Annotated in this window: 23 protein-coding genes and 1 tRNA gene; 8 read left to right on the top strand and 16 right to left on the bottom strand. The window is 52.7% G+C overall.

All coding sequences use genetic code 11. The features are described from left to right. Positions 1–3 precede the first annotated feature (3 nt). Both A4Z71_RS01525 and A4Z71_RS01520 read left to right on the top strand, forming a co-directional pair. Complete coding sequence (locus tag A4Z71_RS01525) at positions 4–1,521, top strand: SDR family oxidoreductase (RefSeq protein ID WP_070954224.1); 1,518 nt, start codon at positions 4–6, stop codon at positions 1,519–1,521. A gap of 39 nt (positions 1,522–1,560) precedes the next feature. Beyond that, positions 1,561–2,445 carry a DMT family transporter gene (locus A4Z71_RS01520; protein WP_070954223.1) on the top strand — a complete coding sequence of 295 codons (885 nt, stop codon included), beginning with the start codon at positions 1,561–1,563 and terminating at the stop codon, positions 2,443–2,445. Here the strand turns inward: A4Z71_RS01520 and A4Z71_RS01515 are convergent. Continuing rightward, entirely contained in the window at positions 2,419–3,948 is a 1,530-nt protein-coding gene (locus A4Z71_RS01515) for a glycerol-3-phosphate dehydrogenase/oxidase (protein ID WP_070954222.1), read from the bottom strand. The two genes, A4Z71_RS01520 and A4Z71_RS01515, sit on opposite strands and share 27 nt — an antisense overlap. A gap of 137 nt (positions 3,949–4,085) precedes the next feature. Here A4Z71_RS01515 and glpK point away from each other — a divergent pair, with 137 nt between their 5' ends. Continuing rightward, positions 4,086–5,567, top strand: a complete 1,482-nt coding sequence (gene glpK, locus A4Z71_RS01510; RefSeq protein WP_070954221.1) for a glycerol kinase GlpK — start codon at positions 4,086–4,088, stop codon at positions 5,565–5,567. A gap of 94 nt (positions 5,568–5,661) precedes the next feature. Next, positions 5,662–5,735, top strand: a tRNA-Lys gene (locus A4Z71_RS01505). A gap of 34 nt (positions 5,736–5,769) precedes the next feature. On the opposite strand, the gene prpB is transcribed toward A4Z71_RS01505, so the two are convergent. The 12 genes from prpB to A4Z71_RS01445 form a co-directional block, all read right to left on the bottom strand. Further along, complete coding sequence (prpB, locus tag A4Z71_RS01500) at positions 5,770–6,678, bottom strand: methylisocitrate lyase (protein WP_070954220.1); 909 nt, start codon at positions 6,676–6,678, stop codon at positions 5,770–5,772. After that, positions 6,678–8,201, bottom strand: a complete 1,524-nt coding sequence (locus tag A4Z71_RS01495; protein WP_070954219.1) for an MmgE/PrpD family protein — start codon at positions 8,199–8,201, stop codon at positions 6,678–6,680. The genes prpB and A4Z71_RS01495 overlap by 1 nt, the downstream gene beginning before the upstream one ends. Next, a complete protein-coding gene (locus A4Z71_RS01490) occupies positions 8,188–8,883 on the bottom strand; it encodes a GntR family transcriptional regulator (protein ID WP_070954218.1) in 696 nt (231 codons plus the stop codon). The genes A4Z71_RS01495 and A4Z71_RS01490 overlap by 14 nt, the downstream gene beginning before the upstream one ends. Before the next feature lie 77 nt (positions 8,884–8,960). Further along, positions 8,961–9,566, bottom strand: coding sequence for a DUF998 domain-containing protein (locus A4Z71_RS01485; RefSeq protein WP_070954217.1), 606 nt, complete (start codon positions 9,564–9,566; stop codon positions 8,961–8,963). 24 nt (positions 9,567–9,590) lie between these two features. Further along, a complete protein-coding gene (locus A4Z71_RS01480; RefSeq protein WP_070954216.1) occupies positions 9,591–11,450 on the bottom strand; it encodes a thioredoxin-like domain-containing protein in 1,860 nt (619 codons plus the stop codon). Beyond that, positions 11,450–11,926, bottom strand: a complete 477-nt coding sequence (locus A4Z71_RS01475) for a CoA-binding protein (RefSeq protein ID WP_070954215.1) — start codon at positions 11,924–11,926, stop codon at positions 11,450–11,452. Before A4Z71_RS01475 ends, A4Z71_RS01480 begins: the two co-directional genes overlap by 1 nt. Beyond that, positions 11,923–13,230 (bottom strand): O-acetylhomoserine aminocarboxypropyltransferase/cysteine synthase family protein, encoded by a 1,308-nt coding sequence (locus A4Z71_RS01470; protein WP_070954214.1) that lies wholly within the window; start codon positions 13,228–13,230, stop codon positions 11,923–11,925. The genes A4Z71_RS01475 and A4Z71_RS01470 overlap by 4 nt, the downstream gene beginning before the upstream one ends. A gap of 29 nt (positions 13,231–13,259) precedes the next feature. Then, the gene (locus tag A4Z71_RS01465; RefSeq protein WP_084028373.1) at positions 13,260–14,063 is read right to left on the bottom strand and encodes an ABC transporter permease; all 804 of its coding nucleotides are present in this window, start codon (positions 14,061–14,063) and stop codon (positions 13,260–13,262) included. 2 nt (positions 14,064–14,065) lie between these two features. Beyond that, complete coding sequence (locus A4Z71_RS01460; RefSeq protein WP_070954213.1) at positions 14,066–15,082, bottom strand: aliphatic sulfonate ABC transporter substrate-binding protein; 1,017 nt, start codon at positions 15,080–15,082, stop codon at positions 14,066–14,068. Positions 15,083–15,097: 15 nt separating this feature from the next. Further along, a complete protein-coding gene (locus A4Z71_RS01455; RefSeq protein ID WP_070954212.1) occupies positions 15,098–15,877 on the bottom strand; it encodes an ABC transporter ATP-binding protein in 780 nt (259 codons plus the stop codon). 291 nt (positions 15,878–16,168) lie between these two features. Next, positions 16,169–16,435 carry a hypothetical protein gene (locus A4Z71_RS01450; protein WP_070954211.1) on the bottom strand — a complete coding sequence of 89 codons (267 nt, stop codon included), beginning with the start codon at positions 16,433–16,435 and terminating at the stop codon, positions 16,169–16,171. Further along, complete coding sequence (locus tag A4Z71_RS01445) at positions 16,435–17,655, bottom strand: inorganic phosphate transporter (protein WP_070954210.1); 1,221 nt, start codon at positions 17,653–17,655, stop codon at positions 16,435–16,437. The genes A4Z71_RS01450 and A4Z71_RS01445 overlap by 1 nt, the downstream gene beginning before the upstream one ends. Positions 17,656–17,815: 160 nt before the next feature. Here A4Z71_RS01445 and A4Z71_RS01440 point away from each other — a divergent pair, with 160 nt between their 5' ends. Further along, entirely contained in the window at positions 17,816–18,490 is a 675-nt protein-coding gene (locus tag A4Z71_RS01440) for an SDR family NAD(P)-dependent oxidoreductase (protein WP_084028372.1), read from the top strand. Positions 18,491–18,509: 19 nt separating this feature from the next. Here A4Z71_RS01440 and A4Z71_RS01435 read toward each other — a convergent pair whose 3' ends face one another. Continuing rightward, a complete protein-coding gene (locus A4Z71_RS01435) occupies positions 18,510–19,439 on the bottom strand; it encodes an aldose epimerase family protein (protein ID WP_070954209.1) in 930 nt (309 codons plus the stop codon). A 46-nt stretch (positions 19,440–19,485) separates the two neighbouring features. Between A4Z71_RS01435 and galT the strand changes: the two genes are divergently transcribed. Continuing rightward, complete coding sequence (galT, locus tag A4Z71_RS01430) at positions 19,486–20,580, top strand: galactose-1-phosphate uridylyltransferase (RefSeq protein ID WP_084028371.1); 1,095 nt, start codon at positions 19,486–19,488, stop codon at positions 20,578–20,580. Further along, on the top strand, positions 20,577–21,758 hold the full coding sequence (gene galK / locus A4Z71_RS01425; protein ID WP_070954207.1) for a galactokinase: 1,182 nt from the start codon (positions 20,577–20,579) through the stop codon (positions 21,756–21,758). The genes galT and galK overlap by 4 nt, the downstream gene beginning before the upstream one ends. 15 nt (positions 21,759–21,773) lie before the next feature. On the opposite strand, the gene dacB (A4Z71_RS01420) is transcribed toward galK, so the two are convergent. Then, the gene (gene dacB, locus A4Z71_RS01420) at positions 21,774–23,135 is read right to left on the bottom strand and encodes a D-alanyl-D-alanine carboxypeptidase/D-alanyl-D-alanine endopeptidase (protein ID WP_084028370.1); all 1,362 of its coding nucleotides are present in this window, start codon (positions 23,133–23,135) and stop codon (positions 21,774–21,776) included. A gap of 71 nt (positions 23,136–23,206) precedes the next feature. On the opposite strand from dacB (A4Z71_RS01420), the gene A4Z71_RS01415 reads away from it, so the two are divergent. Continuing rightward, entirely contained in the window at positions 23,207–23,764 is a 558-nt protein-coding gene (locus tag A4Z71_RS01415) for a copper resistance CopC family protein (protein WP_070954206.1), read from the top strand. Here the strand turns inward: A4Z71_RS01415 and dacB (A4Z71_RS01410) are convergent. Further along, positions 23,761–25,101, bottom strand: coding sequence for a D-alanyl-D-alanine carboxypeptidase/D-alanyl-D-alanine endopeptidase (gene dacB / locus A4Z71_RS01410; protein WP_070954205.1), 1,341 nt, complete (start codon positions 25,099–25,101; stop codon positions 23,761–23,763). The genes A4Z71_RS01415 and dacB (A4Z71_RS01410) overlap by 4 nt on opposite strands. Between the last annotated feature and the right edge of the window lie 24 nt (positions 25,102–25,125).

Here is a 25,125-nt window from a genome sequence, read left to right as displayed (position 1 = left end):
AGCATGATCGCCAACGACCTACCCCAGTTCAAGCGACCAAATGGAGAACCGGCCCGAGTCTTGGTGACCGGAGCCAGCGGATACATCGGCGGCCGGTTAGTCACCGAACTGATCAATCATGGCTACCGGGTTCGAGTGCTGGTGCGCGATGCCAATCGTCTAAAAGATCATCCCTGGTTTGAAACGGTAGAAGTAATAACCGGAGACGCGTTCAAGATTGCTGACTTAGAAACAGCCCTGGCAGACGTTGATGTTGCCTATTACATGCTTCATGCTCTGCTCGAGAAAGATGAGTTTGAAGCTAAGGAACGGCAGCTAGCGACAACGTTTGGTGAAGCCGCGAAAAAGGCAAAAGTTCGTCGGATTGTTTATTTAGGCGGAATGATTGCCAAGGATTCTAAGCTCTCACCGCATCTTGAATCGCGCGCGGAGACCGGTGAAATTTTGCGAGCAAGCGGGGTACCCACCATCGAGCTTCGAGCCGGAGTGGTCATCGGCTCTGGTTCGGCATCTTTTGAAATGCTCCGCTACCTGACCGAGAGATTGCCTATCATGACTGTTCCAAAATGGGTTCAGTCAAAAATTCAGCCGATTGCGATTCGCGACGTATTGCGCTACCTGGTCGGTTCGGCCGCTCTGCCAAGCGACATAAACGATCACTTCGACATTGGCGGACCAGACATCTTTACCTATGCCGAGATGATGCAGCAATACGCTGAAGCCGCCGGTCTTCGTCGCAGAATTATCATCCCCATTCCAGTGCTAACTCCTCGACTATCTAGCGGCTGGGTCGGGCTGGTCACGCCGGTTCCATATACTTTGGCAAAGAGATTGGTCGCCAGCCTGAAAAACAAAGTGGTCGCCGAGGATGATCGAATTCGGCAACTGATTCCAGATCCGGATGGTGGCCTAACCCATTTCAAGCGGGCAGTAGAACTGGCCTTGACCAAGATTAAAGATGCCAGTGTTGAGACCCGATGGTCGAATGCGTCAACCCCTGGTACACCCTCTGAACCGCTACCAACCGATCCGGATTGGGCGGGTGGTTCGCTCTACCTAGACGAGCGCATTGCGGAAAGCACCGATTCAATCGATGAAGTTTGGGCTCGAGTCGAATCAATTGGCGGCGAAAACGGATACTCGACTGCGACTTGGGCTTGGGAAGCTCGCGGGCTAATCGACCGTATTTTTGGCGGGGTCGGACTTCGTCGAGGTCGACGCGATCCAAACCATCTTTTAGTTGGCGAAGCACTCGATTTTTGGCGGGTCGAAGAGCTTGACCGACCTAAGCGCTTAAGACTTCGTGCCGAAATGAAGATGCCCGGCCTGGCCTGGTTGGAGTGGACTGTTACTGCCAAACCTGACGGCCATGGCACCCGCGTTGTGCAACGAGCCACCTATGCACCCAAAGGTTTGCTGGGCCACCTCTACTGGTGGGCGGTTTGGCCTATGCACGGCCTCGTTTTCCCATCGATGGTCAAAACCGTTGCCCAAGGCAAGAGGAAACGTTCGAAGTCCTAACCGAACCAGGTAACCGGTGCTTGCTTTTAGACTGGTCTGATGAAGCGCACCACAGTAGCCGGAATTTCCCTTGTCTTAGTAGCAGTCACCTGGGGTGCAGCTTTTGTGATTATGAAGCCGGCAATTGTTCAGCAGCCGTTTTATGACTTTCTAGCTACCCGATTCACAATCGCAACCTTGGCCATGATTTTGGTGCGCCCCCAAGTGCTGCGAGTTATAGACCGTGACCTGCTGAAGAAAGGCATCCCTCTCGGATTGATGTTGGGGCTTGGCTATGTCACTCAGACCATCGCCCTTGAACTAACCACCGCGGCTATCACCGGTTTTCTCACCGGCCTCTACCTGGTGTTTACTCCGATTATTGCTTGGCTAGTGCTGAGACATCGAGTGTCCAAAAAAGTGGTTTTTGCAATTGCCTTGGCCACCGTTGGGCTAGCAATTCTTTCGGTGTCGGGCTTCTCAATTGAACTTGGACAAATCTGGGGCATTATTTGCGCCGTGCTTTTTGCAGCGCACATCGTTGGGCTAAGCGTTTGGAGTCCTGGTAAAAATACCTATGCCCTGACCGTTCTTCAGCTGGGCACCGTGGCCGCGGTTTGTTGGGTGGGCGCTCTTGCCGATGGCAGCTACCAAGCCGCGCCAAACCAAGATGTTTGGTTTGCAATCTTTTTCACCGCAATTTTGTCTACCGCGGTGGCATTCTTTGTCCAAACCTGGGCGCAAAGCATTATGGATTCGTCTCGCGTTGCCCTAATTTTGACCACCGAAGTGGTTTTTGCTGCGGCGATTTCCGTTGGTGTGGGTCAGGAGGAACTGTCAGCTAAAACCCTGATCGGTGGCGGATTGATGCTAATTGCGATGCTAATCGTGGAGTGGCCATCCCGAAAAGAACGACAGTTAGGCGCTGATCCGCTGGTGCACTAGTTTTTGAAGCCTGCTGTTGTTAGCAATTTCATCGTCAGATCTAACCAGGGCAATCGGGGTCCGGCGACGCAACAAATCTTCTGCGGTTTTGACCTGTTCGTTTTGAATGATGAAATCAAGTTCACCGAAACTGAAACCCAATCCGGGAAAAACAGGCTCTGCTGCATCTGGATTCTTTAGAAACAGGTCGGCAATTTCAAAGGCCTGCTCTCCGTGACGGCGCCAGAGGCCATCGACCAAGAGGTTTAGATAACTAGAGTCTTTGACGATGTCAGACAAAAGTTGACGCAATCTTTCGGCGGTGCCAGCCATCTTGTCTTCGCCAAACCATCGCGCCGGCTTGTTGCCTCGAAGTCCCAGTTTTGAAACCGCTTGAAGAACTTCTTCACCAATGTTGAGGCAGTCGGTTAGTTTGCCGCCAAAAATTGTTATCGCTTTGGTCTGGGCATCAACTTCAATTTCGTGTTTGCGCGAAAGTTTGTGCCAATCAATTTCTTGTGATTTCGCGCCCTTCTTCGGCGATGAAATAACAAGCGGACGAACACCCGAGCGTTCGGCAATGATGTCGGCTTTAGTCAGTGGAGTTGCTAATTTGAGCGCTTGGTTGATGTTGCGAAGCACAAATTCGCGATCGGCTTCAGTAACTTCCTTGGTTACGGCAGCAACACGCGTGTCGGTTGTGCCAATAACACTGCGGTCATGCATCGGCAGCACATAGAAAAGTCGGCCGTCCTCATCCCAGACTGCGATCACACGATCATCCGCGGTGATTTTTGGGACGATCAGGTGGATGCCTTTACTCAACGCCAACGAGTTTTTGGTTGAGACGCTAATTTTCTGGTTAAGTTCGGCAGATTCTGGTCCGGCCGCGTTGATCAGCACAGTGGCCGAGACAGTCGAACGCTGCTTGGTTAGCTGGTCTTGTAGTTCGACGAGCCAACCGTCGGTTTCACGGGTTGCGGCAACCATTTCGGTGTAGTTTCTGGTGTCGGCACCCAGTTGCTTGGCTCGGTTGATGAAGTCCCAGACGAACCTTGCGTCGTTGTCGTTAAGTAAGCCGTCAAAGTACTGCACCGCGCCTCTGACCCGAGTCTCATCGACTAGGCCTTCATATTGTTTTGCCATTTTGGTGCCAAAATACCGAGGCGCCTTGGTGCCGAACAAGCCGATAAACCAATAGAGCAGGGCTCCGGCGTAAGTAATCAGTGGCGCGGCTGGTGCATTTTTATCGCCGACGGCAAAAAAGCCAATTTGGCGGATTCTGGTCGGAAATGCCTCGAATAGTCGCGAGCGTGAGCGGCAAAGTTTGTAGACCAGTGGAATCTCGAAGGTCTGCAGATATTTGATGCCGCCCCAGACCATGTTGCTCGATTCTTGGCTGGTTTGCGAGGCAAAATCGTTCTTCTCGAGAAGTAGGACGCTCAATCCGGCAGCCGAAAGTGCCGCAGCTGAAACTGCACCGTTAATGCCACCGCCAACAATTGCAACATCGAATTTGGTCATGGGTATAGATTTACAGGCTTTGATAACGAATATCGGGAGCCAGATTACGGGCCGGTAACGAGTTTTATTACGAAATGATAACGGTCTATTGGCGGCCAAAATCTTCGAATAACCTGCCAATAACGCAAGGAGATTCTGTGGCTATTTTGTCTATTGACGCGGGCACCACCGGTGTCACGGCGCTAATCATGAGTGAGTCGGGCGAAGGTCTGGCCAAGGGTTATCGAGAATTTCCGCAGTATTTTCCATCACCTGGATGGGTCGAACACGATCCAGAGGAAATCTGGCAAGCGACCTTGACTGCTGTTCGCGAGGCTATGCAGGGGGCAGACGTACCGATATCAGCGATTGGCATCACCAACCAGCGCGAAACGGTGGTGCTCTGGGACAAAGCAACACTCGCTGCACCCCGCAGGGCAATAGTGTGGCAAGACCGACGCACCTCGCCCCTCGTCGTTGAACTGGTGAATGCCGGCCACGAGGACGAAATCAGGGCCAAAACCGGACTTGGTCTTGACCCGTACTTTTCATCAACCAAGCTTCTCTGGTTGGCAAAAAACGAGCCAGAGGTTTGGTCTGGGGTTCAGTCTGGCAAGTTCGTAATCGGCACTGTTGACTCATACCTGGTGGCTCGTCTCACCGCCGGCAAATCACACATCACCGACGCCACCAACGCCAGCCGCACCCAATTGATGAACATCTCAACAGCAAAATGGGATGAGGAACTGCTTCGAATTTTTGAAGTCCCGATGGCAGCACTTCCGCAGATTGTGCCAAGTTACGGCCGTTTGGCTACCACTGACCCGAATCATTTCTTAGGTCTAGAGGTTCCAATCTCGGGTATCGCCGGAGATCAGCAAGCTGCGCTTTTCGGCCAAACCGGATTCGAAATCGGCGATAACAAATGCACCTACGGCACCGGGGCGTTCATCCTGACCAACACCGGCGAGCAGCGCAAATCGAGCAGTCACGGTCTTCTGACCACAATTGCGTGGATGGAGCCAGACGGAAAAATTACCTACGCGCTCGAAGGCTCAGTGTTTGTGGCGGGTGCGGCCGTGCAGTGGCTTCGCGACGGCCTACAAATTATTGAAAAATCCTCTGAGGTTGAGGCTTTGGCCGAATCAGTAACTGACACCGGCGGAGTGCTATTTGTTCCTGCGCTTACCGGCTTGGGTGCGCCATTCTGGGATCCTTATGCTCGAGGCACAATTCTGGGCATAACTCGGGGAACGACAAAAGCTCACATCGCTCGCGCAACCCTCGAGGCTATTGCCTACCAAATCCGTGCGGTATCAGACGCCATCAAAGCCGATACCGGCGCCAAGCTCGAGAGCTTCCGAGTTGACGGAGGTGCGGCCGCAAATAACTTCTTGATGCAGTTCCAAGCCGACAGTCTTGGAATTCCAGTGATTCGAGGCGTGAACCTCGAGTCGACCGCTATTGGCGCAGCATTCTTAGCTGGTCTGGGTGTTGGCATATGGAAATCAAAAGAAGAGCTGAAGAGCATCTTCCGCACCGACCGCATCTTCACCCCCGCCCAATTCAATGAGTGGAATTACATCAACTGGCAGCGTGCGGTGAAGGTTTCGAGCGGTTGGGCAACGCAGAATTCCTAAATCCAAGCGGTTTGTCAGGTCGGGAAATGCCAGTTGAAATGGTGACCGATAAAAACTGGTAAACTTTTCCGAGTTGTCGGAAGCGGCAACACATGGGCCTCTAGCTCAGTTGGTTAGAGCAACGGACTTTTAATCCGTGGGTCGTGGGTTCGAGTCCCACGGGGCCTACAAAAAACCCCACTTTCGAGTGGGGTCTTTTTGTTTAAGCGCGGTTGTTGCCTAAATCGAAATTGAAAATGCCGCTGTCAAAATGACCGTAATCTTCATAGTCGAGCAGCTCGTAAAGTTGCGCCCGGGTCTGCATCTGGGGCACCATGTCATTCAGCGAACCCTGCTCGGTTAGCGAATCTAAGCCGCGCATTGCCGCCCCCATCGCTAGCCGCAGCAGCGACACCGGATAAATGATCATGTTCATGCCTACATCTTGCAGCTGCTGTTTTGTATAGAGCTCGCTTTTACCAAACTCGGTCATGTTAGCCAGCAGCGGCACATTGATTGCCTTGCGGAACGCCTCAAATTCGCCCAGGTCTTTCAAAGCCTCGGGAAAAATTGCATCAGCGCCTGCATCGACCAGTGCCTTGGCGCGATCGATTGCCACATCTAGGCCTTCAATCGCGCGGATGTCGGTTCGGGCCATAATAACCAGATTTGAATCGCGTCGCGCTTCAACTGCGGCACGAATTCGCTTTATCGCGGTATCGCTGTCAACCACATTTTTTCCGTCAAGATGGCCGCAGCGTTTTGGATTCACCTGGTCCTCGATGTGTAATCCGGCGACCCCAGCATCTTCCAGCTCTTGCACTGTTCGGGCCACATTCATCGGTTCGCCAAACCCGGTATCGGCGTCGATTAGGGCTGGCAGATCAGTCATGCGGGCAATTTGACGACCTCGGTTAGCCACCTCGGTCAGCGTGGTCAGACCAATATCTGGTAGCCCCAAATCGGCGGCAATTACTGCCCCTGAAATGTAAATTCCGTCGAAGCCTTTTTCTTGAATTAGCTTTGCCGAAAGCGGATTAAACGCACCGGGAAATTCGAGGATTTCCGGCCCTGAAAGGCTTTCTCGAAACTTGGCCCGCTTCTGTGCTGGCGATACTTTCGAATACAGCATTAGAAGAGTCCTTTAGGCTCAACAACGCTGTCTAGGTAGCCGGCTCGGGCAGTTACGGTTAGCCCAGCCATCTCATTTGCCGACAGTTCCGGCAACCGCTGCACAAGCTCCAAGAAACGTTCGATCTCCTGCTCATCGACAATTCCTTCAGCTAACGTGCGGAATTTGTGGATGTATTGCTCTCGGCCGAATGGTCGGGCGCCGTGGATGTGGGCATCAGCAACGGCTAATTCGTCTTCTATGACGGTGCCATTCTTTAGCGTGATAACCACACGACCACCGAACGCCATTTCATCTGGGTCAGTCGAAAGGTAGCGGCGACTCCACTCAGGATCTTCAACGGTAGTTACCTTGTGCCAGAGCGCAACGGTATCGACTCGTTGAGCACGCTCAGGCAAATAGCTGCGAACGTGATGCCAGTCGCCATCCTGTAGAGCCACGGTAAACATGTACGGAATTGAGTGATCGAGAGTCTCACGATTTGCAGTTGGATCATACTTTTGCGGATCGTTCGCACCCGAGCCAATAACGAAGTGGGTGTGGTGAGAAGTGTGGATAACAATTGACTCGACATTGTCTGGGTTGGTTGCCTCGGGGTGCTCAGCGTTAATTTTGCGCGCGAGGTCAATCAGCGCCTGAGCTTGATACTCGGCTGAATGCTCTTTCGGATAAGACAGCAAAATTGCTCGTTTCGCTTCTCCGGCCTCTGGCAGCGGCACCTTATAAACGACGCCGGGTCCGCTAAGCAACCAAGCGATGACGCCATCCTCGCCCTCGTAAATTGGGGTGGGGCTGGTTTCGCCACGCATAGCCCGATCGATTGATTCAATCGCGACTTTGCCAGCCAATGCCGGAGCGTGCGCTTTCCAACTAGAAATCTCACCCTTACGCGATTGGCGGGTGGCTGTTGTGGTGTGCAATGCCTGACCGATGGCCTGGTAGATGACCTCGGTGTCTAGACCGAGCATAGCTCCGATGCCGGCAGCGGCCGATGGCCCAAGGTGAGCCACGTGGTCGATTTTGTGACGGTGCAAACTTATCGCCCGAGCTAGGTCAATTTGAATTTCATAACCGGTTGCGATGCCTCGAATCAATGACATTCCGTCGCAGCCAACATGTTGAGCTACGGCAATCATCGGTGGGATGTTGTCACCGGGGTGAGAGTATTCCTCGGCCAAGAAAGTGTCGTGGTAATCGAGTTCGCGAACGGCTACGCCATTTGCCCAAGCAGCCCACTCGACAGAAACTCTTTTGTCGGCTGGCAAACCAAAGATGTTGGCACCCGCACCACCGGCAGATTTTGAATGAGCCAAGGCCTGCGACCTTGCTGAGACTACCGGTTTGCGAATTAGCGAGGCAACGGCCACCGAGGCATTTTCTATGATGCGGTTGATAACCATTTCAGTAACCTCGTCATCGACAGCTACTTTGTCGCTGGCTACCGCTGCGATTTTCCAGGCGAGCTGATCTTCACGCTTTAGATTTTCTTCGCTTTTGTAAACCCGAACCTCATGCAACTTCATTGTTTTTATCCTTTTCGATTTTGATTCGCGATATCTGTTGGTTGTTGGCCAGCTCAAGTTCGCCAGCGACATTGGCAAGTGAGCGGCGCAGGTGAATTTGTGTAGCGCTGGCTGCTAATTCGGAATCACCCGATGCGATGGCCTCGATGATTAGTAGAGTTTCGGCAACACTCTGGGCAAGCCGACGAGGATTGTGGGTGGCCAACCGACGGATTCTGGCCATGTGAGTTCTAACATTTCGAAGTGCGGCAACAAGATATTCGTTGTTTATAGCCACATCGACAGCCGCATCGAGGCGAGCATTCAGTTGGTACAGCAGCTCGATTTGGTTTTGGCTATCGAGGTCGCCGGTTAGCGATTCAAATTCGCGTTGCAGGTTTTGAAAGATTTCTCGGTCTCCACGCTGTGCAGCCAGTTTTGCAGCCTGCATCTCAAGCGCCTCACGCAGTTCATACAGTTCTCGAACCTGAACCAGCGAGACTTCGGAAACAACCAAACTGCGGGCACTGGTTGTCTCTAGAAACCCCTCTGCTTGCAGCCGGTTCAGTGCTTCGCGAAGCGGAGTTCTTGAAACGCCCAGACGACTGGCCTGCTCTACCTCGCCGAGAATGGTGCCGGGTTTCAATTGACCGTCGATGATATCGGCCATTAGGGCACGATAGGCACGGTCGCTGGCACGCATTGTTTCCTCGCATAACTGTATGTTTGTATACAATTATGCTCTATTTAGCAACCAATCTACCTAATTATTGATTTTTGTTATTGTTTTGTATACAAACGACGCTCTTCAAACCAAATAAGCACTATGGCCAGTGACATGTAGAGAGCCTGAGCGGTTACCAGGATGCGTTCGGCCACACCTTCCGCGGTAAAGTTCGGATCTGTCCATACGGATAGAAACCAAATCGCCAAGAGCAAGAAAAATCCGGTGGCCAGAATCGTGGCCTTTGGCCTTAGCAGCATCGGCGCAGCTGGATCTCGCCGCGTCGCGAAAATTGGCCAGATTGACCAGAGCACAAATGCGGTTGCGGCAAAGAATCGATGTGCGACCGAGTAGGTATCCTGGGTCGGCGTTTGAAAGATGGTTAGACCGTAGGTTGCTAGGGCAGCTAACAACAGCACCACTCGGCCGGGCATAGGAAAACTTTTTGAGTAAACCGCGGCAAGCAGGGTTAGGGTGCCGCCCAGTAAAAAGAACGCACTCATCAGCGGCCACACCGGGGAATCTTTGGCAGCTAGATCACTGATGGTTTTGGTAACCGGGTCATATCCTGGCCAGAGTGAGCCCGCGAGCAGCCAGCCACCAACGGATTGAAATGGGCCAATCACTGCGGCAATAAAAGCTGGGGTTTCGATTCTTCGCACAATCGAAGGCTAACCCAGAAAAAATTATGCTTCCAGTTTTCCTGAAAGAACTAGCTGAACCTCAGCAGAACCACTAGAGGCTACCTTCACCGGAATGCCCCAATCTTGCTGGTGAATGTGGCAGGCAGCAAACTCGGTACCATCGTCGTCGCAGGATGCTCCTCTGGCAGCGACGTGCAGAACTCCCTCTGCAATTTCTGGATTTATCTGCAGTTCCTTGGTCAAACCGGTGAACGTACCGGCTCCGGAGAGCAGCAACTCTTTTGGCGTACTGCTGATCACCAGCGAAGTAGATGGCCCATAGCGCTCATCAAACTTCTGTCCAGGTGGTGGGTTGAAGACAACATCCAAGGACACAGCACCGTCGCGAATGAGCAACGCGGGTCGAGTGGTGCGCATGGCATCACCGGCGACCATTACCGAATCGGAAATCGGGTGCAGGGAAATGCGTCCGGCTGCAGCCTCAACTACAACCATGCGTGGACCGGCTTCAGTCTCGATAACTTTGACGTCACTGGGTTCGGCCAGATTGCGAAGCACCGTCGAAACCTGATTGGTTTGCGGATCGAATCGGCGGATTGAGTGATTGTAGGTGTCGGCGATTAGCACCGAGCCGTCAGGCAATTCATCAAGACCAAGCGGGTGCTGCAGTAGCGCCTCAGATGCAGGCCCATCGACGTGGCCGAAATCAAACAAACCCTTGCCGACGGGCGAGGAAATCTTGCCCCCGCTAATCAACCGTAGGGCGGAGGTTTCGGCATCGACTAACCAGAAGGCGTCGGGCAAACTTTGTGAAGGCTGCAGTGCCGAAGGTTGCGCAAACCAAGCCTCGGTCAGGTTGCCGTCGACCAAACCTTCGTTTGTTGTGCCGGCAAAGATGCGAGTTTTTTTGGCATCAAAGTTGTAAGCCCAGATGCGATGTTCACCCGACATGCCGATTAGCAAGTCTCGACCGATTACAGTTACATCCCACGGAGTGCTTAGTCGAATCTGTGGCCCAAGACCCTCGGTTGGATCGTTCTGCATCCACTGCTCACCGGTTCCGACCAGCGTGGTGACTTTTTGATTCGCCAGATCGATTGCTCTGATTTTGTGGTTGGCCGTATCAGCAACAACCAGGTCGAAGCCCACTTCAGCAGCTAGCTCGGCTGGCAAAAAATAGCTGCCGTAGGGTTCGGCAAATTCACTGTTTTCAAAGTCGCCGTCTCGGTTGCCTCGTGTTTTGGACCCGATAGTCAGCAGGGCGATATCAGTGTTCGCCGACGAAACAGCAATCAGGTTGTGCGCACCGCTGTTACTAATCAGCAGGTCTGCTCCGTTGAAAAAGTTGCGCAGTCTTTCGGGGATAACTTCGACCTTGCCAGGCTGGCGGTAGAGATTGCTCGACTGCGGCGGAGCAACATATATATCTTTGCCTCTGACCAAAGAACCGTCTTGCTCGTATTGATCAACCAGCTCGGCTAGCAGAGCATCAATCGCATGCGCGTGCCCTTCGCCCGAATAAGTTGCAATCACGTCGCCGCGTGGGTCGATGAGCACTAGCGTAGGCCAGGCGCGAACCCCGTAAGCAGCCCAGGTTGCCATGTTTGGGTCGTTCAACACCGGATGGTGAATGTCGTGGCGTTCAATTCCTGAGGCCACAGATTCTGGCTTTTTCTCGTGTTCAAATTTGGGTGAGTGCACACCGATGACGGTGAGTACATCCGAGTATTTTTTCTCAATCGGCCGAAGTTCAGCTAAAACGTGGTGGCAGTTAACGCAGCAAAGAGTCCAGAAATCTAGCAGCACAAAGCGGCCGCGAAGATCTTCAACTTTGATGTTGCGATCACCGGTACCAAACCAGGTATCACCGATTAGCGGTTTAGCGGTTTTTGGCCCAGCCATTAGATTGCCTGCCTCTTTGAAGAAATTACTCCGGTGTTGAAACCAGCTAGGTGGAGACCACCGTGGAATCGAGCGTGCTCAATTTTGATGCAGCGATTCATCACCACGTTGATGCCAGCTTTTTGGCCCAACTCGCCGACCTCTTCGTTGAAAATACCAAGCTGCAACCAAACGGTTTTCGCTCCCGCCGCAGCGGCCTCGGCAAAGACAGCCGGAGTATCACTGGGTTTGCGGAAGACATCGACGATATCTGGTTTTTCAGGTAAATCGGCCAATGATTTGTAAACCGGATCACCGAGTAATTCGTCAATCATTGGATTCACAAAATAAACGCGATAGTTCTCGAAGCCCTTGAGGTAACTTGCCACAAAGTATGAGGCCCTGGCCCGGTTATTTGAAGCACCAACGATTGCAATAACTTTCGAATCCTGCAAAATGCGCAGGCGTTCACGTGCGTTTGGTTCGACCCAACTCATCGGGAAACCCCCGTTGCCTTGGTCAGTGCTTGGTCAAGATCCCAAATGATGTCTTCGACATCTTCGATGCCGACGCTGATTCGCACCAAATCTTCTGGCACACCGGCCGCAGCGAGTTGCTCGGTGTTGAGCTGCTGATGTGTAGTAGATGCCGGGTGGATGACCAAGGTCTTAGCGTCGCCGATGTTAGCCAGGTGGCTTAGCAGCTGAACGCTGTTGATGAAACGCTCGCCAGTTTTGCGGCCGCCTTCAACGCCAAACGAAAACACGGCGCCCGGACCTTCTGGGGTGTATTTCTTCGCCAATGCGTGGTCGGGATGCGATTCCAGACCGGCGTATTTTACCCATGAAATTCGCTTGTCCGAATCGAGCCACTCGGCTACAGCTTTGGCGTTGGTCACATGATCTTTCATGCGTTGCGACAGAGTCTCGACACCAAGCAAGAGCAAAAAGGCGCTGTGCGGAGCGAGTGCCGGACCGATGTCGCGCAATTGTTCGGTGCGCAACTTGGTCAGGAACCCGTATTCACCAAAGTTTCCCCACCACTGCAAATCTCCGTAAGCCGGAACCGGGTCTACCAGGGTTGGGAATTTGCCATTGTCCCAGTGGAAGTTGCCGGAGTCGACCACGACTCCACCAAGAGTTGTTCCGTGGCCACCCAAAAACTTCGTTGCTGAGTGAATAACGATGTCGGCCCCGTGTTCGATAGGTCGGCAGAGGTATGGCGTGACTGTGGTGGCGTCGACGATTAGCGGAATACCGTTTTTGTGCGCAACATCAGCGATGGCCTGCAAATCTGCAACGTTGCTGGAAGGGTTGGAAACCACTTCGACAAAAATGAGTTTGGTGTTTTCTTGAATTGCCGCTTCATAGTCTTCGGCTGAGTTTCCTGTTACAAAAGTCGTATCAACCCCAAAGCGACGCATGGTGACGTCAAGCTGAGTTACTGTTCCGCCGTATAGCCGAGACGAAGAGACAATGTGATCGCCGGCTTGCGTTAGGGCAGCAAAAGTGATGAATTCAGCGGCTTGACCGCTGGCAGTTGCAACCGCGCCGAGTCCGCCTTCAAGGCTGGCAATTCGCTCTTCAAAACTTGCCACGGTGGGGTTTCCGATGCGGCTGTAAATGTTGCCGTACTTTTGCAGAGCGAAAAGATTCGCGGCATCCTTGGTGTCTTCAAAAACGAAGGATGTGGTCTGGTAGATCGGCACAGCGCGAGCCCCAGTGGCGGCGTCGGGAACGGCTCCAGCGTGCAGCGACCTGGTCTTAAAACCAAACTGGTGCTCTTTTGACTTTTCACTCATTTGACTATTAAACCCGCTTTCAACGAGGACTAAACCCAGCGCAAAACCCGCTTCTCAAGCAAGCCGACCAACCAGTCGCTGGTCTTGCCGAGAATTGCCAACAAAATAATCGACAAAAACAGGATGTCGGTGCGGGCCGTATTTTGACTGTCCAGCAATAAAAAGCCCAAGCCTTTCGAACTGGCAATCAGTTCGGCAGCAACTAAGAACAACCACGCCTGCGCCAAACCTAAACGAATACCCGAAAAAATCGTTGGTGAAGCTGCCGGCAGCAGAATCTGGGTGACTAGCTGAGCCCCGCGCAGGCCGTAGCTGCGACCAACTTCGATCAAATTACGATCAACAGCTTTGAATCCAGAGGCAACCGTGGTGAAAACCGGGAAGAACGCACCGATTGCAATCAGCGTGATTTTGGGCTCTTCATAGATGCCCATCCAAATTAGCAAGAGTGGAACCCAAGCCAGCGATGGCACCGCGCGCAGCGCGCCCACGGTAGGGTAAAGCAGGCGACCAGCGATTTTGGACAGGCCCACGATAGAACCGAGAAAAATACCCAGAAGGGCACCGATTAAGAAACCGATGAGCACGCGTTGAGCACTGATTGCAACGTGGCCCAATAGTGTGCCGCGGTTGATAAGTTCTACCGCAGCGAGCACAATGTCGCCCGGTTGCGGCAACTGGGTGGGGCTGAAACTACCGTTGGTTGATAGCGTTTGCCAGATTACAAGCACAAGAATCGGCAGCACCAAACCCAGGCCAAGATTACGTAGTTTGCGCACGGTCTTGTTGCCGGAGTTCTTGATTGCGGTGCTGCCGCTTCTTGTGTCAGACATTTTTACTTAGCTACCTTCTCGGCAATTGCAGTGTCGTAAATTGAAGCCAACGCATTGTCTGCAGCTTCTTGAGATTTGATTTTTCCTTCGGCCACAAGCACCGGAGTGATTGCCTCAAGTACCGACTTCTGCTCGGCACCGGGGATGATCGAGACGTCAACCTTGGTGCGCTCTAGCAAGACCTTGCGAGCGTCGCCCTCATCCAATGATGCGTCGCGAGCCAAAATTGCCACGGCAGCATCTTGGTTTTCGGCAATCCAAGTTCGTGCCTTTTCGTAGAGCGAAAGCACAATCTCGAGCTCGGCAGCGTGTGCCGCTAGGAATTTCTCGTTCACGCTAAGCACTCCCCAGCTGTTGTACTCAGGCTTTGACGAAAGGATGACTGATCCGGCGGTGCGCTCTGAAGTTGCGGTCAGCGGATCTAGACCTGCCCAAGCATCGACATCGCCAGATTCAAGCGCCTTTTGACCATCGGCGTGAATTAGGTTCACGATTTCAACATCCGCGGTTGAAAGCCCCGCGTCACTTAGCGAGCGCAGCAAGAAGAAATATGGGTCTGTGCCGGAGGCGGCGGCAATTTTCTTGCCTTTCAGAGCGGCAACCGAGGTAATGTCGCTGCCTTTAGGTACCACAGTGGTCGCCCAGTTTGGCTGACTGAAAACGCCAATCGTTTTTAGAGTTGCACCATTCGCGCGAGCGGCAAATGCTGCCGAACCGGCGCTTGATGCAACATCAATTGCCTCTGCATTCAGGTTTTCTAGGGCTTTCGAACTTCCGGCCGAAAGTACCCACTCGACGGTTGCACCCTGTTTGGCAAATTCTTCTTCTGCCCAACCCTGGTCTTTAATCACCAGGCTTAGCGGGTTCCAGTAGGCATAGTCGAGCTTGATTACAGACAGCGCCTCGCCGTTTTCGGCGCTGGCCGCTGAACCCTCGCCGGCTACGCAGCCGGTCAAACCGACTACCGCGGTGGAAGCGGCCACGACTACGGCTGCAATTTTTTTGAAAAGCTTGTTCATTGTTCTCTCTTTTGGTTATGGATGAATGCCAAATCTGGACAGCAACTCAGTTCTGAGCGGCGCCAAAGCTGGGTGGCTGCGATCGCGCGGCCGGGCTTGATTCACTTCAACGATTTCTGCAATGCCGGATCCGCGTTCGCCAAGGACTACTACTCGATCTGCCAGGTGCAGGGCTTCATCAATATCGTGGGTGACCAGAATTACTGTTGAGCCAGCGGCAGCCGCTACCTCGAGCAGTAAATCTTGCATTTGTAAACGAGTCAGGGCATCGAGCGCAGCAAACGGCTCATCTAGCAATAGCACGCCGGGGAACCCGCTCAGTGCTCTGGCTAGAGCGGCTCGTTGAGCCATGCCGCCGGAGACCTGGCGAGGCAAATGATTTTCAAACCCCGCAAGACCTACCGCGCTAATCAACGCATCTATTTCTGCCGAATGATCTTCGCCTCGGGTGCCCAATTCGATGTTTTTGCGAATTGAACGCCAAGGCAATAGTCGAGGCTCTTGAAAAACAACGCTGGTGCGTGCATCAATGCCGGTGACTTCGTGACCATCGACTTTAACCTGCCCAGAAGTTTTAGTTTCTAAGCCGGCAATAAGTCTTAGCAGAGTAGATTTTCCACAACCGCTTGGGCCAAGCAAAACAACGATCTCACCCTTGGCCACGGTTAGTGTAATGTCGGCCAGAACATTGACGGCGCGGTTTCCACGGCCAAATGTTTTGCTGACATTTTCAAGCACAACTTCAGCCGGTAATACCGAGAAGTTTTTGCTGCTAAGCGCTGCTGAGATTGACATACGAGTACTTTCGATTGGTGGGGCGGTTGGGTGTTACGGAGAGCTCGAGTCAGATTAACTGACGACTAGCCGATGCTCTCCTGCATCATGCTCATCATGCGCATTTGCATAGTGAACATGGCTTCCCTTTCTCGTCTTACCCACCACATCGAATGGCCAAAGGCCGATGCCGTGATGAGACAAGGCTACCTTGGCCTCATCGCCGACTAAAACAGCATACGTAATGTTGCGTAATAAAACGAATGGCGCCCCTATCGGGACACCATTCGTGGCGGGTGAAACTACCTAAAACTATTTATCGGCTAGGTGGAAATAAGGAACCACTAAGTAGATGCCGTAGAGCAGCGCGCCAGCGCAAAGTGCGAAAAAGAAATACGCAAAGGTGCGATTGAAGGCTTCAACTCGAACAGCTGCGGCTTTGCCTTTTTTTGCAGCGGGAGCAGCGTGTTGAGCGTTAGTCAGCAAGCGCATGCCCAGCGAGAAAAAACCTACGATTACCAGGGTGAAAGTTACTGATGCTCCGGCAACCAGAGCAAAACTTGACCAGTTGATTTCCATTACTTCTTACCCTTCTTAGCCTTTTTTGCGGCGAGCGCTGCCTTCTTGGCAGCGGCACGAACCTGACGCGGTGATGCAACCAGCTCGCTGGCCTCTTCCACCTCGCTGAGCACGTTGTGGTGGCCGATCTTGGACTTGCGAGACATCTGGAAAATGGTCACAATCAGCGCCAAGGTCAAAATTCCGTCAATTAGAACTCCGAATGGCCCAGCCATAGTGATGTATGCCGAAATGGCACCAACGACTCCAGCGGCTGGCAACGTAAACAACCATCCGGTCACGATGTGGCCAGCTTTGTTCCAACGAATAGCACCGCCTTTGCGACCAAGGCCGGCACCGATTACCGAACCGGATGCCACCTGAGTGGTAGATAGAGCGAAGCCAAGATTGCTCGATGCCAAAATTGTGACACCGGTCGCAGTTTCTGCAGCCAAACCTTGGGCTGGCTTAATTTCAGCAAGCCCGGTGCCCATTGTCTTGATGATGCGCCAACCGCCCGAGTAGGTGCCGATCGCAATTGCTAGCGCTGCTGAGACGATTACCCACCACTCAACGTGGTTTCCATCTTCTTGCAGACCGGAGGCAACCAAAACCAGTGTGATTACACCCATAGTTTTTTGCGCATCGTTGGTGCCGTGCGATAGAGCAACCAGCGACGAGGTGAAAATCTGACCAATTCTGAAATTGGCACGACCGGTTCCAATGCCTGATTTACGACGTTGCTCTTGACTGCGCGCGGTGAGCCAGTAGGCCAGTCGAGTGGCCAAGAATGCCGAAAGCCCGGCAATCACAGGTGCAGCTAGGGCGGGGATGAGCACTTTCTCAATAACCTTAGGTGCGTTCACTGCTGCAACGCCGGCGTAGGCAATCGCTGCTCCGATTAGGCCACCAAATAGTGCGTGCGACGAGGATGATGGCAAACCAAGGAACCAGGTGGTGAGGTTCCAGAGAATGGCGCCGGTCAAACCGGCAAATACCATTTCGGCACCCAAGCTGACATCCTCGTTAATGAGGCTGACCGAAATTGTTTTAGCTACGGCGGTTGATAAAAATGCGCCAATAAGATTCATGACCGCGGCGATCGCAACAGCCACGCGCGGCTTCAAGGCGCCGGTTGCGATTGCTGTTGCGCTCGAGTTGGCGGTGTCGTGAAAACCGTTGGTGAAATCGAAAAACAGGGCCAGACTAACCACCAGCACCACTACGAAAATCGGATCCATGGGACCCTTTCAGATGTCTAAATAATTGGCACTAGGGAAACCTAGTTTGAACGCTGTTCACTTTATAGACAAAAAGTAAACAATTGGTAAACAAATGCCTGCCCTGGATTGGGCATAAAAATTGCCCCACGAAGGTTGGGTCAGGTTGGAAAGGTCGAGCATGAAAATCTTGGTTGTAGGTGGCTCTGGTGTTTTGGGCGGTGAGTTGGTTAGACAGCTTCGAGCCGCAGGCCACGAGATTTTGGCCACCGCGACCACAGTCGAGTCAGCCGCGAACATTCCAAGTGAGGCATCGCTGCGACTGCTTCTTGATTTGAGGTCGGATGAATCAATTGAAGTCTTGGCCAACTATCTCAATGACTCACTCGAAGGCCTGGATGGCATTATCAACGCGTCCGGAGTTGTGACCTTCGGCGAACTTGCAAGCTCGCCAACCCTGGATAAAGTTTTCAAGATCAACGCCTTGGGACCAATCAACTTTTTTCAACAAATGTTGCCGTTGCTGCGCCGCAGCGCTACCCCAGAAAAGAAACCCTTTGTTGCGGCAATCAGCGGAGTTGTTGCCGAGCTACCAATGCCTGGAATGGCCATTTACTCGGCAAGTAAATCGGCGCTCAGCAGCTACCTTCGCGCCATGGCCAAACAGGAGCGCAAGAATGGCGTTCGATTCATAGATCTGAGACCGGGGCACACCGAAACCGGTTTGGCTACAAGACCAGTCGAAGGTCAAGCACCGCCGATGCCAACCGGAATGACAGCACAATCGGTTGTTTCAAAAATAGTTGCGGCGATCGAGGGCGACCAGGCCGAACTTGCGGCGAGCGCCTTTAACTAAACAGCAACTCTTTTGCCATTCACTCGGCGAAACTGATTCCCCAGTTACCCTCGAGAACTTGGCCTGGTTGGATAACCAGCAAGTCATCTGCGGTGTTGTAAGAATTTGCCGCCGAAGTTTGCGGCTCTAGGGCCACCGACCAGCGCGTGTTGCCCTCTGCCGTTTGATAGAAATCGGGGGTAAAGAGCGAGAGGTGGCGATAAATTTTTGATTGCCAAAGTCGGATTACTCGCCCATTTGGGTCACGCAAGAACGTTTCGCTGAGACCATTTTCATCGAAGTGTAAATCGGTTAGTGAATTATCTATTTCTAGATTTCCGATAAGAACCCACTCATCCCGAACTAGACCAAATGTAGTTTCCGGCACTTTACCAATCGGCAAAAGTCGTTCATCGGCTGCGACGACCGATTTAGCCGAAGTTTTTATCTCTAGTTGATCAGCTGAAAATTCGCCGATTCGAAAATAGGGATGCGAACCAAAAGATAGCGGTGCCTCGCGATCACCGAGATTTGTAATTTGCTGGGTTACCGAGATCCCATCTTCAGTGAGCTGGTAACTGACCTCTATCCGAAGCTTTGTCGAATAGATGTTTGGGTCATCGATTTCTTTTACCAACTTGATGGCACCAGGCAGAACCTGTGCTACCTCAAAATCAGACTCAAAAACAAGTCCGTGATTTGCAACCGAGCGCTCTTCATCGGTAAGCGGCACCTGATAGGCAACTCCAGCCGATTGATAACGACCGTCGGCCAGGCGATTCACCCAGGGGGCCATGGTTACGCCCTCAAGGAAACCGCTCGAACTTTCGTACGAACCGGGATCGAGAAGTTCGGTATCGCCGACTTTCAAGGAGAGGATGGCCGCTCCTATCGAATCGATTACAGCGGTCACGTTTCGGTAACTTTGCGATAGTGAAAGGCTAAACTTGTGCCCGAGGTCTTTTGCCATAGGCAAAGCCTAACCAGGCAAACGATAAATGAAGAGGCATTGCGGCATGACGGGGATCAAAAAGATCAGTGCGAAATTAGCAGACGGTCGAGACCTACTCTTCTTCGATGATGTCGATTCAAAACTGCCCGCAACTCGTCTGGCCGACACCCGTGAACTTCCAGAACGACCCCCGGTCGCGCAAATGCGCCTTGACTCACTAACCGGGGATTGGATTTCGGTTGCTGCACACCGACACGGACGAGCATTTCTGCCGCCAGCAAACCAGTGCCCACTCTGCCCGACCACAACGACAAACCAGTCTGAAATGCCGGATTTCTTTGACGTGGCCGTATTTGAAAATAAAAGCCCGTCTTTTGGCCCAACACTGCCCGAAGTTGATGACGAAAACTATGCTGTGGTAGCTGATTTGAAACTTGGTTCAACTCGCGATTCGATTGGACGATGCGAGGTTGTGGTTTTTAGCCCAGAACACCTTGGGTCTCTCGGTCAGATGGCAGTTAGTCGAGTCAGAACTGTTATCGAGGCTTGGGCAGATCGCACCACGACACTTCAGGCGCTACCGGGAATACGGCAGGTTTTTCCATTTGAAAACCGCGGTCAAGAAATTGGCGTAACCCTCCACCACCCCCACGGCCAGATTTACGCCTACCCCTATGTCACTCCAAGAACCAAGAAGCTTCTTAGTTCGATTGCTGCTTTCGGCGACGACCTGTTCGAACAAACTCTGCAGTTTGAAAAATCAAGTGAGAGAGTCTTGATTGCTGGCGAGCACTTCACCGCATACGTTCCTTTCGCGGCTCGTTGGCCTATCGAAATTCACCTGCTGCCTCATCGTCACGTAAACCACTTTGGTCAACTAACCGAAGCTGAAAAAGACGAATTGGCAAGCATCTACTCGAAGTTGCTAAAAGCTCTCGATTTGATTTACGACACACCAACCCCGTACATCGCTGCGTGGCATCAAGCCCCGCTAGTTGCTGGCGGAGAAAAAGTAAGGTTGCAGTTGCAAATTACCTCGCCAAGACGGGCTGAGGACAAACTAAAGTACCTGGCCGGTTCAGAATCAGCCATGGGTGCTTTTATTGCCGACTTTCCACCTGAAGTTGCAGCCGAGCTGCTTAGAGGAGCTATTCGTTGAGCCAGTCTTTAGCCAAAAAAACCGCAGCTGCCTTCGTCGAAAAGTTCGGCTACGAACCGACTGGCGTTTGGTCTGCCCCCGGTCGAGTGAATCTAATCGGTGAGCACACCGACTACAACGAAGGCTTCGTTTTTCCCCTTGCCATTAATCGCCGAACCTACACAGCGTTCGGAAAACGAAGCGATGGTGTTTTTCGAGTCGCGACCAGCTTTTCAGATCAGACTCACCAAGTTTTGCTTTCTGAGATTTCTGCCGGACAAAACTATGACTGGGCTGCCTACCCGTTTGGTATGGCTTGGGCGGTAATTCAGAAAGCTAAAGCGGCTGGCCTTGAAGTTGATCTTTCGGCCGGCTTCGATTGTTTCATTGACTCAGATGTGCCAGTAGGCGCAGGTCTATCTTCATCTGCCGCTATCGAATGCGCGGTCGGCGTCGCAATTAATGAGCTTTGGAATCTAAATCTTGACGACAGAACCTTGGCTCAAGCGGGGCAACTTGGTGAAAACGAAATTGTTGGCGCGCCTACCGGAATTATGGACCAGTCGGCATCGATGCTTGGCCAGCTAGATCATGCGGTATTTCTAGATTGCCGCACGCTAGAAACTCAAGCCATCGAACTCGGTTTTGCCGCAGCGGGTCTGGAACTTCTCATCATCGATACTCGAGTGGCTCACCGTCTCGTCGATGGCGGCTATGCCGAGCGTCGCGCAGCTTGCGAACGCGGTGCCGAGCTGCTTGGTGCCAGCAGCCTGCGCGATGTGTCCGAAGCAGATTTGACCCGAGCTCGCGAAATCATGGATGACGTCACATTCCGCCGAGTAAGACACGTGGTCACCGAGAATCAGCGCGTTCTCGACACCATCAAAACTCTTCGCGAAAAAGGGCCTGCTGCAATCGGTCGACTAATGTACCAGTCGCACCAATCAATGCGCGACGACTTTGAGATTTCAATTGATGAACTAGATACAGCCGTCGAAACCGCGCTGGCTCACGGAGCAATTGGAGCCCGAATGACCGGAGGTGGCTTTGGCGGGGCGGCGATTGCGCTAACCCCGATCGAGAAAATCTCTGAGGTTACCTTGGCTGTGTTGGCCGAGTTTGAAAACCTGGGTTACGCCACACCAAACATCTTTTCGGTTTCAGCCGCGGACGGGGCTGCCCGCGAACAACTCATTTAGCCGACGAGTCGACCGCTACTGGTTTGAAAGAGTATCTCCGCAGCGGTAAAAACCGGTAACCAAATTATCAATTGCCTGTTTGGTTGAGTCAGACACGTTACCTAGCGCGTAAACCGCGAAGGTTAGGGTGGTTCCGTCAGCCGCCTTCAGGTACCCACCAAGCGTGTAGCCTTTTTTGATCCAGCCGGTTTTCGCAAAGATTTTTCCGGCAGCATCCACGTTGTCGCCCTTGAAACGGTTAGCCAGTGACCCAGATTCGCCCGAAACCGGAAGTCCCTGGTTGATGACGCCCAAGTTTGAAGTGTTGTTGATAACCAACTTCATGAGATCGGCAATCACTTTTGGTGAGACCGCGTTGAAGTCGCTCAAACCAGAACCATCCCGGATGGTTACCGCTGATAAATCGAGCCCGGTGTTGGCAAGCGCTTTTTTGAATGCCGGACCAATCGAGGCGAATGATCCGTCAAAGCCCATGTCGAGTGAAACCAAGCGAGCCAAGGCTTCAGCTTGAGTGTTGTCAGAAACCTGCAGCATGTGGTTGATCCATTTGCTGATCGGTTGCGAAACCACCTTGGCAATTTCTTTTGCCGAAGCCGGCAACGCACCCTTGACCACGGTGGCTGCTGAAGCACTTTCTCCCAGTGCGGTTTTGAAGAATCGACCGGCGTTACCAACCGGGTTAGTTGAGCGAGCAGAAGTTTCTTTTGACGGGTTGGCTCGATCGCCATCAACCTGCAGCGCCGTCACTTCTGACATGTAGCCCTGAGTTTGCTCACTGCGTTCCCAACTCGACTCCCAACTGGCCCCCTGAAACATGGATGAGTCGAGAATGATTTTGGAAATTGGTGTTCCAGCTAGGCGCTGATTTACATTGAGGGCCAGGGTGCTGAGTTTTGGTGCGTCCACGTAAACAGACTGGACACCGGCTGCAGTTCGCGAGAGGGTTGGGTCGCCGCCCCCGACCAAAATAATTGTCGAAGGGTCGGTTGCATCTTGGTAGACGCGAGTCTCTGCGCGGTAATTGGGCCCTAGGGTTTCAAGTGCTGCAGCAGCTGTTAGCAGCTTCATTACCGAGGCTGTCGCGGCTGGGGTTTGGGCGTTTCGATCGAAAAGAATTTCGTCAGTTGCCGGGTTTATCACCACGGCAGATAGGTTTGCCAAGAGCGGATCGGCAGCCTGCTCAGCAACCGAACACATTCGAGCTGAAGATGGCGAAGGCGACGCAGATGCTGAAGCGGTTGCCGACTCGCTGGCCTGTGGCTGAGCGTTGTTGTTGGCAGTGCCCCCAACGCTAAAGCCGCCAATAATTAGCGCCAAGATGGCTGCACCCGATAGGGCTCCAATCCCGACTTCTTTAAAGTGTTCAAACCTTTTCACCAAACGATGATACCTAGCCCAGAGCTAATTTGGCCTGGGCTGGTACAGCCGGGCATCTTAGACTTCTAGGTATGAAGAGGTTTTTGAGCGCAATCGGCATCTGTTTTGCCCTGGTTTTTGGCAGTGGCCTAGCAGCGACTGCCCATTCCGATGAGGTCAAAACCAATCCGGTCGCGGGCAGCACCGTCGCAGGTGGCCTGCAAAACATCCGGATTGAGTTTGCTGAACCGCTTTTGGCGTTAGGTGATGGCGAGGGTTCAGAAATCATTGTCAAAAATTCTGCCGATGAACTGCTGACCGAAGTCTCCTGCGTGAGCCAAGAGACAAACTCCATCAGCCTCGATGCCGTTTTTGCAGAATCAGGTGACTACAAGATTGTCTGGCGCTCGGTTTCCGAAGACGGCCATCCGGTTTCGGGAAATTTTGAATTCACCGTTGACACCAGCACCATCAACGAGGGTTCGGTGACACCGTGCGAAACCATGATGGTAATCGCACCAGCGCCGGCCACTGACGAGAGCGAACCTGATTTTGGTCCGATCCTGATTGCTGTAGCTGTTTGGGGGGCGCTCATCGTCGGGCTAATTATCACCATTGGTATGGTGCAGCGTCGCAGGAAGAAAAACTAAAGACCCAGATTTGCGCCGCAGGTGAAAAACCTGGTGGCAACGCTATCTAAGGCTGCTCGGGCTGAGTAACCAACTTTTTTACCATCGCCTGACCTCGCAAAAATGGCATATGCAAGGTTGCTGCCATCTTTAGCAGTAATGGTTCCGGCAAGGCTATACAGCCCCGGAATGTACCCAGATTTTCCTCGTACAAAATTTCTAGCGACCGCATTTTTGCCGGTGAATCTGCCCGCCAACGTTCCGGTTCGACCCGCAATAGGTAGGTACTCATCCATGGCCGCAAGATTCGGATGGTCTTTTGCCACCAAGGCAAGAATTTCGGTCACCATTTTTGGGGTTAGTCGGTTTGCCTGGGCTAGACCCGAACCATCCTTCATGACCAGCCCGGTGGTGTCGACGCCCACCGAAGTCAACTTTTGTTTCACCAGGGGTTCAATTGCACTAAAACTCGCCGGTAATCCAGCTGCCTTAGCAGCGTGACGAATGATGAATTCTGTTTCGGTGTTATCTGAAACAGCAATCGCATGTTTTAGCCAAACCGAGATTGGCTGACTTGAAACCGAGGTGAATTCCACCGCGTTTTTTGGGGTGCGGCCCTTGGTGATTTTGGCATCCTCGGCTAAACCGCCAAGCGCCTCTTTGAAAAATTGGCCGGTACGCAAAACCGGGTCGGTGCTGCGGTAGCCGCTGTAGGCCTTGGAAGTTAAGTCAGGATTAGCGCGATCCGAGTCGACCTGCAAAGCGGTGATGTGTGAAATGTAGCCGTTGGTTCGATCCGAAGCTTTCCAAGCCGAGTTATAGGTTGGTCCGGCGAAGAAATTCGGATCCAGGATAATTTTGCTAATCCCGTAAGCTTCCGCCCAACGGGTAAAAACCTGATAGGCCAGAGTTTCAAGTCGAGGTGCCCCGGTATAGGTTGTGTAGCTTTCGCCGGTCATTCGCGAGAGCGTGTGATCTCCGCCACCTTGCAAAACAATTACACCGGGCTGATCTGGCACGGTAAGAACTTTTGTTGTTGCCCGATAGTCGCTCGGCAGGGTAAGCATTGCTGCCGCGGCGGAAACTACCTTGAGCACCGAGGCCGACGGAGTTGCCTCACTACCTCGCACATCTAGCAACACCTTGCCTGAATTTACGTCAACCACGTAACCGTAGAACTTACCTAAAGCCGACTGCCTGATAACCGACTTTGCCGAGCAAATTGCGGCAGACGCGACTGGCGTTGGGGTTGGCGTCTCAGACGGGTTTGGTGTTGGGTTTGCGTACGCTGTGCCAGAAAGACCCAGCATCAGCGCAGACGCCAAAACCGCCGTAGCAAATTGCAACCTTTTGTTCATCAAAATCAGGGTAACCTGACCGAC

This window comes from Candidatus Rhodoluna planktonica, assembly GCF_001854225.1.
GTDB classification, from domain to species: domain Bacteria; phylum Actinomycetota; class Actinomycetes; order Actinomycetales; family Microbacteriaceae; genus Rhodoluna; species Rhodoluna planktonica.
This window is presented reverse-complemented; position numbering and strand designations above follow the sequence as displayed.